This window comes from Azospirillum sp. UENF 112521 (genome assembly GCF_058780665.1).
Genome location: NZ_JBSNCI010000005.1, coordinates 183566 through 195206, shown reverse-complemented (window position 1 = coordinate 195206; position 11641 = coordinate 183566). Strand labels below are relative to the sequence as shown.

General features: G+C 68.3%; 11 protein-coding genes and 1 pseudogene. 6 read left to right on the top strand and 6 right to left on the bottom strand.

Going from position 1 to position 11641, the window contains the following annotated elements:
• Positions 1-77: 77 nt before the first annotated feature.
• Positions 78-542, bottom strand: coding sequence for a methyl-accepting chemotaxis protein (locus ACWPN8_RS25860; RefSeq protein ID WP_492242813.1), 465 nt, complete (start codon positions 540-542; stop codon positions 78-80).
• Positions 543-565: 23 nt separating this feature from the next.
• On the opposite strand from ACWPN8_RS25860, the gene ACWPN8_RS25855 reads away from it, so the two are divergent.
• Positions 566-955: a hypothetical protein gene (locus ACWPN8_RS25855; protein WP_492242812.1), complete on the top strand. Its 390-nt coding sequence runs from the start codon at positions 566-568 to the stop codon at positions 953-955.
• Between the two features lie 41 nt (positions 956-996).
• Here ACWPN8_RS25855 and ACWPN8_RS25850 read toward each other — a convergent pair.
• The 4 genes and pseudogenes from ACWPN8_RS25850 to ACWPN8_RS25835 all read right to left on the bottom strand — a co-directional run.
• Positions 997-1419 (bottom strand): annotated as a pseudogene (locus tag ACWPN8_RS25850) (protoglobin domain-containing protein); the annotation flags it as partial.
• 232 nt (positions 1420-1651) lie between these two features.
• Positions 1652-2275 (bottom strand): TetR/AcrR family transcriptional regulator, encoded by a 624-nt coding sequence (locus ACWPN8_RS25845; protein ID WP_492242811.1) that lies wholly within the window; start codon positions 2273-2275, stop codon positions 1652-1654.
• 182 nt (positions 2276-2457) lie between these two features.
• Positions 2458-2919, bottom strand: coding sequence for a DUF4126 domain-containing protein (locus ACWPN8_RS25840; RefSeq protein ID WP_492242810.1), 462 nt, complete (start codon positions 2917-2919; stop codon positions 2458-2460).
• Between the two features lie 65 nt (positions 2920-2984).
• On the bottom strand, positions 2985-4457 hold the full coding sequence (locus ACWPN8_RS25835; RefSeq protein ID WP_492242809.1) for an aldehyde dehydrogenase family protein: 1473 nt from the start codon (positions 4455-4457) through the stop codon (positions 2985-2987).
• Positions 4458-4520: 63 nt separating this feature from the next.
• Here ACWPN8_RS25835 and crtI point away from each other — a divergent pair, with 63 nt between their 5' ends.
• The 5 genes from crtI (at position 4521) to ACWPN8_RS25810 (ending at position 10768) form a co-directional block, all read left to right on the top strand.
• A complete protein-coding gene (crtI, locus tag ACWPN8_RS25830) occupies positions 4521-6074 on the top strand; it encodes a phytoene desaturase family protein (RefSeq protein ID WP_492242808.1) in 1554 nt (517 codons plus the stop codon).
• Positions 6071-7624 carry a phytoene desaturase family protein gene (locus tag ACWPN8_RS25825; RefSeq protein ID WP_492242807.1) on the top strand — a complete coding sequence of 518 codons (1554 nt, stop codon included), beginning with the start codon at positions 6071-6073 and terminating at the stop codon, positions 7622-7624. The genes crtI and ACWPN8_RS25825 overlap by 4 nt, the downstream gene beginning before the upstream one ends.
• A gap of 77 nt (positions 7625-7701) precedes the next feature.
• On the top strand, positions 7702-8493 hold the full coding sequence (locus ACWPN8_RS25820) for a lysophospholipid acyltransferase family protein (protein WP_492242806.1): 792 nt from the start codon (positions 7702-7704) through the stop codon (positions 8491-8493).
• A complete protein-coding gene (locus ACWPN8_RS25815; protein ID WP_492242805.1) occupies positions 8490-9659 on the top strand; it encodes a glycosyltransferase family 2 protein in 1170 nt (389 codons plus the stop codon). The genes ACWPN8_RS25820 and ACWPN8_RS25815 overlap by 4 nt, the downstream gene beginning before the upstream one ends.
• Complete coding sequence (locus ACWPN8_RS25810; RefSeq protein WP_492242804.1) at positions 9656-10768, top strand: sulfotransferase family protein; 1113 nt, start codon at positions 9656-9658, stop codon at positions 10766-10768. The genes ACWPN8_RS25815 and ACWPN8_RS25810 overlap by 4 nt, the downstream gene beginning before the upstream one ends.
• 4 nt (positions 10769-10772) lie before the next feature.
• On the opposite strand, the gene mazG is transcribed toward ACWPN8_RS25810, so the two are convergent.
• A complete protein-coding gene (gene mazG, locus ACWPN8_RS25805; protein WP_109446550.1) occupies positions 10773-11582 on the bottom strand; it encodes a nucleoside triphosphate pyrophosphohydrolase in 810 nt (269 codons plus the stop codon).
• Positions 11583-11641 lie beyond the last annotated feature (59 nt).

The following is an 11641-nucleotide window of genomic DNA, read 5'->3' as shown; positions in this document are numbered from 1 at the left end:
GCCCCATGCTGCCCGCCGCCCCTCCGTCCGTCCAGCAGGCGAGGGGGCGCGGCAGCCATGCGCGGCCGACCAGCGGTTCAGCGGGCCATGCGGATCCGGGTCAGGAAATCGTCGACGCCCCGGTTGAGATCGTCCGCCTGCCGGTGCAGAAGTCCTGCAGCGGCCAGCACCTCCTGCGCGATGCCACCGGTCTCCGACGAGGATTGCGTCACTTCGCCGATGGAGGCGGTGACCCGGCGGGCGCCGACCGCGACCTCCTGCACGTTCCGGGTGATCTCCTGCGTCGCGGCGGTCTGCTGCTCGACCGTCGCGGCGACGGTGGTGACGATCTCGTTGATGTGGGTGATGGTGCGGCCCACTCCATGGATCGCTTCGGCGGCTTGGCCGGCGGCATTCTGCATGCCGGCGATCTGGCTGGAGATGTCCTCCGTCGCCTTGGCGGTCTGGTTGGCGAGGCTCTTCACCTCGTTGGCGACGACCGCGAAGCCCTTGCCCGCCTCGCCCGCCCGCGCCGCCTCGATGGTGGCGTTCAGCGCCAGCAAGTTGGTTCTGGCTGGCGATGTTGTTGATCAGGTTGACCACGTCGCCGATGCGCTGGGCCGCCTCCACCAGACCGCTGACGGTTCCCTTGGTCCGTTCGGCCTCATCGACGGCGGAGGTGGAGATGCGGGAGGATTCGTTGACATGCCGGCTGATGTCGGAGATGGAACTGGCGAGCTGCTCGGTCGCCGCGGCCACCGTCTGCATGCTGGACGAGGCGAATTCCGTCTCCGTCGCCACATCGGCGGAGCGGCGGCTGGTCCCGCTGGCGATCTGCGACATGCGCTGGGCGTTGGCCTGCATCTGGTTGGAGGCGGCGACCGTGCCCTCCACGATGCTCTTCACGCTGTCTTCGAAATTCCCGGCGAGCCGGTCGAGGGTGGCGCGCTTGCTCTCCTCTTCCGCCAGCTTGTAGGTCTCAAGCAGCAGTTCGATGTCGAACCAGGCGATCTTGTTCAGCGTTTCCAGCTGTGCCAGCCGGCTGCGGCGGGCCGCGGCGCCGAACAGGCCGGCCCTCAGCCCCTCGTCGCCGGCGGTGAGCCCGAGTTCGCGGGCAATGTTGGAACTGACGATGTAATGGCAGATCGACACCGCATAAGCCGGGACGCCGTTCTTGTAGAACAGGGTCGCGAGCCGTGTGGCGGACTCGGAGAAGCCGGCATCGATCCGACCGGACACGGCCCGCATCCAATGATCCAGACGGGCGGCATGCACGTCCGGCAGTTGCAGCGCCGCCTGGATTTCCGGCCAGGCATCGAAATGCCGATGCCATTCGGTCAGCAATAGGGGAAGGCGCTGCTCCGCGAACTCCCGGTTGCCCCTGAGCCGGTCCAGATCGTCCTGGGTGATGGAAAAGGTGGAAAGTCTCTTCGCCTGCATATCTGTCAGCTCGACGGTCATCTTCTGGACGATCCTCAGTTCCGGGGGCCTCGCATGGATCGTTCTACGCTAACGATGCTCGTCCGGATCGCCTCTCGATGGCAACTCACCACCGCATTTTTATCATACCCACATATGTATAATAAGGAGAGCAGTGGCAGGTCATGCAATGCGGACGGCTGACCAACTATAATACTTTCGGCCTAAGGTCGACCGGGGATCGGCGGTGGAGTCACCCCATGTCGGGACGCGGGCGCAGGCCGTTCAGCAGCAGGGCTATGGATTGTCGGGCGATCTCCGCCGGGTCCATCTCCCCATCCGGGCGGTACCAGCGGGCGACCCAGCTGAGCGCTCCCGACAGCGTGAAGGCGGCGATCTTCGGATCGCAGGAAACGATGCTGCCCTCGGCGATGCCGCGTTCGATCAGAATGCGGAACTTCAGGTCGATGCGGCGCTTCAGGCTGCGCAGGGTACGGCGGCTGTCCTCGGTCAGCGGCTCCTCGCCGACCCGGATCACGCACATGCCGAAGTCCATGGTGACAATGCCGACATAGGTGGTCATCACCGCCACCAGTTCCTCATAGGCGCTGCCGCCATGACCCGTCACCTCATTCGACGCGGTGTCGAGCATCTCCAGCCCGATCCGCACGCACTCGAACAGAATCTCCTCCTTGTTCTTCACATAGTAATAGATCGTCGGCTTGGTCACGTTCAGCCGCCGGGCGATGTCGTCCAGCGAGGTGGCGTGATAGCCAAGCTCGTTGAAGGCCTGCGCCGCGGTCCGCAGCACGGCGATCCGCTTTTCCTCCCGTTCGCTGCGGCGGTCGGCGGCGGTCTTCCATGGCGAATCCGACATGCGGTGCTGGCTCCCTTCGCTCATTCTTCCGGCCAATCGCTTTCCCATTTGGCTGTGCCCATGCCCAGGCCGGCAGACGGTCGGCTGGCGCAGCAAACCGGCTTACCGTTCTACTGTGAAGTAACTTTGGTTCCATGCAGTAAAAAAACGCCGGATACGCCCGAGAGGAAAGCAGCGGTCCCTCACGCGGCGGAGACGATCAGCAGGGCCGCGATCAGCGCCACCGCATCCTCCAGCAGAGCGGCGGGGCGGTCGCGGCCGAAGGCGGCGGCCATGCGCATGCGGGCGGCATAACCGACCAGTGTGCCCACCACGGCGCCGATGCCGCCGGCCACCAGACCGCCGATCCAGAATCCGGCATTCGCCCCGATGGCCGCTCCGGCGATAACGCCGCCGGCAATGCGGCTGGCGAAGGGGAAGGGCAGCTTGCGGCTGGGAGTGGTCGGCAGCTTGTCGACGACCAGCTCCACCACCGCCATGGCGGTGAAGACCCAGGGCGACACCGGGTGCCCGAGGAAGAACAGCCAGCTTCCCGATACGTCGAGCCAACCGCCGTAGGCGGCCCAACTGACGGCCGCCGGGGCGAGCAGGGTGCGCGAGCCGGCGACGGCGCCGATCAGAAAGGCAAGGGCCAGGGCAAGCATCCGGTCATCCGTGTTTCGTTGGGGTCAAAGTCAGCGGTGGGCTAACGATCGGCTGAAGTTTACAGTCATCCGGCGGAACGTCCGCGCACCGCCTGTACCAGCCGCCGCAGCGCCCCTCCGCGGGTGCCGGGCCCGCCATGGAACAGGCGCAGTGCGGCCAGCATCAGCGCCTCGTCACCGGCGCGCGGCTGGTCGAAATGGGGGCGGAGCCGTCCCTTGCGGACCGAGACGGTCTTCACCTGCGTCATCTCCAGCAGCCCCTCGGCGCCACGGGTGACGCCCCAGCCGCTGGCGTGCCGCCCGCCGAAGGGCAGGCGCGGGTCGGCGGTCGGCACGATGAGGTCGTTGATCGTCACGGTTCCGGCGTCGATCCGTCCGGCCAATTCCCAGGCCTGCGCCTCCGGCCCGAACACGGACGCCCCCAGCGCATAGGGACTGCCGGACGCAACCGTCAGCGCCTCCTCCATGTCCCGCACCGGCACCAGCGACAGCACCGGGGCGAAGATCTCCTCGCGCAGCAGCGCCATGGAGGGCGTCGCATCGGCAAGGATCAGCGGCGCCATCGCCGGGCTGTCCACCTCCGGCAAAGCGCCCAGCGCACGGGCTCCGCCGGCAACCGCGTCCCGGGCAAGGGCGGCGAGCCGGCGTCCGGTCGGCGGGGACACCGGCACGGCCGGAATCTTGCCGGCATGGCGGAGGAGAGCGGCCTCCAGCCCCGCCGCCATGCCCTGTGGGACGAACACCCGCCGCGGCGCGATGCAGGTGGCGGAGCCGTTGAGCCGAAGTCCGAAGGCCAGCGCGCGGGCGACCCGCTCCAGATCCGCACCCTGCAGGACGAAGACGGCGTCGTTGCCCGACAGCTCCATCGTCGAGGGCACCAGATGCCGGGCCAGTTTTTCCGCCACCACCCGTCCCGTACCGGCCGATCCGGTCAGCACCAGCTTGTCGATGCCCTCCTCGATGGCCTCATCCACCGCGGCGGCGGATTCGTCCAGCACCCGGTACAGCCCCGGCGGCAGTCCGGCCTCTTCCAGCCAGGTTCCAAGCAGGATCATCGGCGCGCTGCATCCCGGTGCCGGCTTGACCAGCACCCTGTTTCCGGCCGCGAGAGCCTGGATCGCCTGAACGCCCGGCAGCAGCAATGGGTAATTGGACGGACCGACGATCAACACAGTACCGACCGGCTCCCGCCGCACCTCCGCCTCCACCCCGAACAGCCAGACCGGACGGCCGCGCCGGCCCAGCCTCCTCGGCGCCAGCAGCCTGGACGCTTCCCGTTCCAGAAACCGACAGGCCTCCGCCAGTGGCAGGATTTCGGCGCTGACGCTCTCGGTGGCGGTCCGTGCCGGGCGCGTTTGCAATGCTTCGACGAGGTCTTCCGCACCGACGGCGATCCGATGGCGGAGTCCACGAATAGAGGAAAGGCGTATGGAAATATCCCGTTCGGACCAGGACGTAGAGCCGACCGCCTCCCGAAGGATCGCTTTTCTTATCCATGGAGATAGGACGTCAGGAGGAGGGCTGTTGTTGCGATCCATTTCCGACCCAGCTTCGTAGAGATCACGACTGAATTCGGCAGCGCAGGAGCGTTTGGCAAGCGGATGGAACGACAAGTCGTGATCATCGGCGCGGGACCGGGCGGATTGGCATCCGCGATGCTCCTGGCGCTCACCGGAGCGAAGGTGACGGTGCTGGAACGGCAGGACCGCATCGGCGGCAGGTCGGCGGGCTTTTCGCTCGACGGCTACCGGTTCGACAGCGGCCCGACCTTCTTCCTCTATCCCCGCATCTTGGAGGAAATCTTCGAGGCCTGCGGACAGCGCCTGTCGGACGAGGTCGACCTGATCCGCCTCGACCCGCTCTACCGGCTGGTGTTCGAGGGCGGCGGGGAGTTGCGGGTCCATGCCCAGTTGAAGGCGCTGATGGCGGAGATCGCCAAGCTCAGCCCGGGCGATGCCGACGGGCTTCCGCGCTTCCTGGCCGACAACAGGGCGAAGATGGAGCGCTTCCGCCCGGTTCTGGAATCCGATTTCTCCAGCCCCTGGGCGCTCGCCTCGCTGCCGATGCTGAAGGCCCTGGGCAGGCTGGCGCCGCACCGCTCGGTGGACCGCGACCTGTCCCGCTATTTCCAGGATCCGCGCATCCGCCTCGCCTTCTCGTTCCAGAGCAAATATCTGGGCATGTCGCCCTTCCGCTGCCCCAGCCTGTTCACCATCCTGTCCTTCCTGGAGCATGAACACGGCATCTTCCATCCCCGCGGCGGCACGGAATCGGTGATGGAGGCGATGCGCCGGGTGGCGGAAAGCCTGGGCGTCACCGTCCGGCTGAACGAGACGGTGCGCCACATCAAGTTCCAGGGCCGCCGCGCCGTCGGTGTGCGCACGGACGCCGGCGATTATCCGGCCGATGCCTTGGTCATCAACGCCGACTTCGCCCGCGCCATGACCACGCTGGTGCCCGACGATCTGCGCCGGCGCTGGAGCGACGCCCGCCTCGCCACCAAGAAATTCTCCTGCTCCACCTTCATGATGTATCTCGGCATCGAAGGCAAAGTGGACGGGCTGGACCACCACACCGTCTATCTGGCGGAGGATTACGCCCGCAACCTCGCAGAGATCGAGGAATGCCGGGAGTTGCCGCGCCGGCCGTCGATCTATGTGCAGAACGCCTGCGTCACCGATCCGGATCTGGCGCCGCCGGGCGGCAGCACGCTCTACATCCTGGTACCGGTCGGCCACCAGCGCGGCCACATCGACTGGAAAGCGGAGGCGCCGCAATATCGCCGTCTGGTGCTCGACCGGCTGGCCGCCTTCGGCCTGACCGATCTGGAACGCCGGATCCGGGTGGAGCGGGTGGTGACTCCGGCCGACTGGGACAGCCAGTTCGCCGTGCACCGTGGTGCTACCTTCAATCTGGCGCACAGTCTGGACCAGATGCTTCACCGCCGGCCGCGCAACCGGTTCGAGGATCTGGACGGCGTCTATCTGGTGGGTGGCGGCACCCATCCCGGCAGCGGCCTGCCGGTCATTTTTGAAGGCGCACGCATCACGGCGCGGCTGCTGGCCCAGGAACTGGGCCTGCCGACGCCCTGGCGCACAAAAACCATTGGTTTGTCCGGCATGCTGCGGCAAGCCGTTGCAGGGGGAATGGCATGACGGATCGGATTGCGGTGATCGGCGGGGGCCTGGGCGGACTGGCGGCGGCGGTGGTGCTGGCGGCGCGCGGGCATAAGGTGACCCTGCTGGAAAAGAACGCCTGGGTCGGCGGCAAGGCGGCCGTTCTGGAGGAAGGCGGCTTCCGCTTCGACATGGGGCCGACCATCCTGACGGTGCCGCGCGTCCTGCGCCGCATCCTGGAGGAGGCCGGCTGCGATCTGGACCGGGAGTTGGAGATGGTCCGGTTGGAGCCGCAATGGCGCTGCTTCTTCGACGACGGCACGGTGCTGGACCTGTCGGAGAATGTCGGCACCATGGCGGCGGAGCTGGACAAGCTGGCGCCCGGCAGCGGGGCGGGGGAGGGCTACCGCCGCTTCCAGGCGATGTCGGAACGGCTGCACGGCATTTCCGAACGCTTTTTCTTCTGGAAGTCGGTGGAGGATCTCGGCGACACGCTGAACTTCCGCAACAGCTTCAACGCCAGCACCCTGTCGGACGTGCTGGCGCTCCGCATGGGCAGCACGGTGGCCGGCACCATCCGCGGCCATGTGCCGGATGCGCGGGCGGCGCAGATGCTGGACCATTTCACCCAGTATGTCGGCTCCTCGCCCTACGGCTCTCCGGCGGTGCTGTGCGCCATCGCCCACATGCAGACCAACGACGGCGTCTGGTATCCGATGGGCGGCACCCGTGCCGTGCCGGCGGCGCTGGAGCGGGTGGCACGGCGGCTCGGCGTGGAAATCCGCACCAACACCGGCGTCCGCCGTCTTCAGGTGGAACGTGGCCGCGTGGTGGCGGTCGAGACGGACGGCGGCGAGCGCATCCCGGTTTCGGCCGCCGTGTCGAACATGGATTCGGTCCGCACATATCAGGAACTGATCGGCGGCCCGCCGGCAAAGCGCTTCGCCAAGCGCCGCAGCTACGAGCCGGCCTGTTCCGGGGTGGTGTTCTATCTGGGCCTGGACCGCGCCTACGATCACCTGCTGCATCACGACTTCGTCTTCTCGCGCGATCCGGAGGAGGAATTCGACTGGATCTATCGTCAGGGGGAACCCGCGCCCGACCCGACCTGCTACATCGCCGCTCCGGCCCGCACCGAGCCGGGCGTCGCACCGGCGGGTGGCGAGGCGCTGTATGTGCTGGTCCACACCCCCTATCTGCGCGAGCGCCATGACTGGAACCGCATGCTGCCGGCCTATCGCCGCGTGGTGTTCGACAAGCTGAAGCGCACCGCCGGCATGCCCGATCTGGAGGACCGTATCCGCGTCGAGCATGTGTTGACGCCGAAGGACATCAACGACCGCTACAATGTGCTGAACGGCGCCATCTATGGCTTGGCGAGCCATGGCCGCTTCATGGGCGCCTTCAAGCCCGGCAACCGCTCCCGCGATGTGGAGGGGCTGTATCTGGCCGGTGGCGCCGCTCATCCCGGACCGGGCATGCCGATGGTGCTGATGTCGGGTTGGATCGCCGCCGACAGCCTCGACCAGGACATGCGCGACGGCGCCCATGACGGTGCCGGTGCAGGCTCCGCGCGCGCCGTGGCCTGACGGAAGGCGGCGGGAGGATGACGGACGATCCGGTTGCGTTACGGTCCCGGCTGCTCTGCTGGTTTTTCGGCGGGGTCATGGCCCGACGGCTGCGGCGCGGCTTCCACGCGGTGCGGCTGGCGCGGCCGGGCTGGCCCGCCCTGCCGCCGGATCGTCCGGTCATCGTCTATCTGAACCACCCATCCTGGTGGGATCCGGCGCTGCTGATCGTGATGGGCACCACCCGTTTCCGCGGCCGGCCTGGCTACGGGCCGATCGATGGGGAGATGCTGCGCCGCTACCGCTTCATGCGCCGCATCGGCCTGTTCGGGCTGGAGCCCGGCCGCGCGGGCGCCGTCTCCTTCCTGCGCAACGCCGAACGGATCCTGGGCAACCCGCGCGCCATGCTGTGGATCACGGCGGAGGGTGCCTTCACCGACCCGCGCCGCCGCCCGGTGACATTGCGGCCGGGAATCGCCCATCTGGTCCGCCGCATGCCCACCGCACTGGTGGTGCCGCTGGCGGTCGAATACCCGTTCTGGGACGAGCGAACGCCGGAGGCGCTGATGCGGTTCGGCCAACCCTTTGAAGCCGCCGCTCTTTCCGCTCTTCCGGTGCAGGACATCGCGGCGGAATTGGAAGGGCGGCTGGAGACGGAGATGGACCAGTTGGCGCTCGATGCGCAGAGCCGCGATCCAGCCCGTTTCCTGACGCTGATCGAGGGAACGGTCGGGGTCGGCGGCATCTACGACCTCTGGCGCCGGCTGCGCGCCCTGGCCGGTGGACAGGGCTTCTCTCCGGCCCATGGCAGCCGGGAGGAGGACGGCCGGCAAGGTCCGGCCCGCCAAGAGATGCAGCAGGAGATGCAGCAGGAGATCAAGGGGCCATGAGCGTCATCGTCCTGATCGCCGCGCTGTCTCTGATCCTGGCCCTGTTGCCGCTGGGGCAGGGGATCGTGAACCTGTTCCTCTATCGCCGCCCGACCGCCGAACCGCCGCCGGGCACCGCCGTCAGCATCCTGATCCCCGCCCGCAACGAGGAGGGCGGCATCGCCGCAGCCGTCGATGCCGCCCTGCTCAGCCGTGGCGTCGATGTCGAGGTGGTTGTGCTGGATGACCACTCCACCGACCGCACGGCGGAGATCGTCCAGGCCATCGCCGCCCGCGATCCGCGTGTCCGTCTGGAGAGCGCGCCGCCGCTGCCGCCGGGCTGGTCGGGCAAGCAGCATGCCTGCCAGATGCTCGCCGGGCTGGCGCGCTACCCGGTGCTGCTGTTCCAGGACGCCGATGTGCGGTTGTCGCCGACGGCCGCCCGCCGGGTCGGCGGCGCCCTGCTGGCGGGTGAATGCGGCTTGGTCAGCGGCTTCCCCCGCGAGGAGACCGGGACGCTGGCGGAAGCCCTGGTGATCCCGCTGATCCATTTCCTGCTGTTGGGCTACCTGCCGATGGCGGCGATGCGGCGCTCGACCGACCCGCGCTTCGCTGCCGCCTGCGGCCAGCTGATCGCGGTGCGGCGGGATGCCTATCTGAAGGCCGGCGGCCATGCGGCCATCGCGACGTCTCTGCACGACGGGGTGACGCTGCCGCGCGCCTTCCGCCGGGCGGGGCAGGGAACCGACCTGTTCGACGCCACCGGCTTTGCTCGCTGCCGCATGTACCGCGGCTGGCGCGAGGTCTGGTCCGGCTTCTCCAAGAACGCGACGGAGGGAATGGCGACCCCGGCCGCCCTGCCGGTCTGGACGCTGCTGCTGTTCGGCGGCCATGTGCTGCCCTGGATTCTGCTCGGCTGGGCGGCGCTCCATCCGCTGCCCGTTCCGGCACTCGTGCTGGCAGGGCTGGCGGCGGGTGCCGGGCTGGCCTTCCGCCTTCTGCTGGCCGTCCGCTTCCGCCAGAGCGTCGTCGGTGCCCTGCTGCATCCGGTCGGCGTGCTGATCATGCTGGCGATCCAATGGACCGCCCTGCTGCGCGCCCGCCATGGCAAGCCGTCGGAATGGCGCGGCAGGGCCTATCCGGCTGCGACGGGGAGTGGGCTGGGGCCGGGAAACGGTGCTCCATGACACCCTGGCTGCGCCGCCACGGCCACCGCATTTTCCACCCGCTGGCCGGAGCCGATGCCGCCACGCTGGCGACAGTGCTGCGCGATGGCGGCGGTGTCGGGCCGCTGCACCTGCATCGCGTCGCGACCGCTCTGGGCGCCGCCGCGATCCGCGCACCGCTCGACCTGCTGGAGCGGCGGCGGGTGGCGGGGCTGGTCGGGCAGGGCAGGGCTGCCGGGCCGCCGCCGCTGTTCATCCTCGGCCACTGGCGCAGCGGCACCACCCATCTGCTGAACCTGCTGGCGCAGGATGCGCGGTTCGCCGCCCCCGATCCGCTGGCGGTGGGCCTGCCCTGGGGCTTCCTCGGCCTGAATTCCTTCTGGCGCGCGCGGCTGGAGGAGTGGCTGCCGCCTGACCGCATCATCGACGCCATGCCGGTCGATCCGACCTCTCCGCAGGAGGACGAACTGGCGCTGGCCCTGATGCAGCCGCTGTCCTACTACCACGGCATCTTCTTCCCCAGGCACCTGCACCGTGCCTTCCGCCAGGGCGTGCTGTTCGAGGGATGCCGGCCACAGGCCGTCGCGCTGTGGCGGCGCCGGATGGACCATTACCTGAGCAAGATGCAGATCTTTTGCGGCGGCCGGCGGCTGCTGATCAAGAATCCTGCACACACATCGAAGCTGGCGGAACTGCTGGCGCTGCGGCCCGATGCCGTTTTTGTCCACATCCACCGCGACCCTTACGAGGTCTTCAGCTCCACCCGTCGCATGCTGCTGACCCTGCTGCGGGAGTTCTCGCTGCAATCCTACGATCCGCAGGCGGTGGACGATCTGGTGCTGGATCTCTACCCGGCGATGATGGCGAAATTCGACCGCGACCAGGCGCTGTTGCCGCCCGGCCGGCTGGTGGAGATCCGCTACGAACGCTTCGTCGCCGATCCGCTGGGGGCGCTGGCCGAGATCTATGACGGGCTCGATCTCGGCCCCCTCGCACCGGTTCAGCCGAACATGGAACGCTATCTGGCAAGCGTGCGTGGGTATCGCCGGGCCCGTCACGATCTGGAGGACCCGGCCCGCCGCGCGGTGCGCCGCCGGTGGGCCTTCGCCTTCGACCGCTGGGGCTACTGACGCGTCAGGCTCCGCCGCGCTCCTCGCGCTTGGCCTGCTGCCACATGGCTTCCATCTCGTCCAGCGTGGCATCCTGCGGCTTGCGCCCCTGGGCGGACAGCAGCGCTTCGATCCGGTGGAAGCGGCGTTCGAACTTGGCGTTGGTGCCGCGGAGCGCCGTTTCCGGCTCCACCTTCATCCGGCGGGCGAGGTTGACCAGCGCGAACAGCAGGTCGCCCAGCTCGTCCGCCACCCGCTCCTGTGCAGAACCGGCGTCCATCTCGGCCCGCAATTCCCGCACCTCCTCCTCGATCTTGTCGAGGATGTCGCGGGCGTCGGTCCAATCGAAACCGACCCGCGCGGCGCGGTTCTGCAGCTTCAACGCCCTGGTCAGCGCCGGCAGCCCGGCGATGACGCCCTCCAGCGCCGACGGCGCCCGTCCTTCCTCGGCGGCCTTGGCCGCCCGCTCGGCCGCCTTGTGGTCCTCCCAGCGCGAGGTCTGCTGGTCCGACGACTTCACCTCCTCCGGCCCGAAGACGTGGGGATGGCGGCGGATCATCTTGTCGGTGATGACGCCGGCGACCTCGTCGAAATCGAACAGCCCCTCTTCGCGCGCCATCTGGCTGTAATAGACGACCTGGAACAGCAGATCGCCCAGTTCCTCGCGCAGGGCGGCCTTGTCGTCCTTCTCGATGGCGTCGGCGACCTCATAGGCTTCCTCGATCGTGTGCGGCGCGATGGTGCGATAGGTCTGTTCCAGATCCCACGGGCATCCGCCGTCCGGATTCCGCAGCCGCGCCATCACGTCGAGCAGCCGGTCGATGTTGCGGGTCATGTCGTGCCGTCTCCGATTGCCGGAAGGTAAAGGTCCGCGACGATAACCGAGCGGAGCGG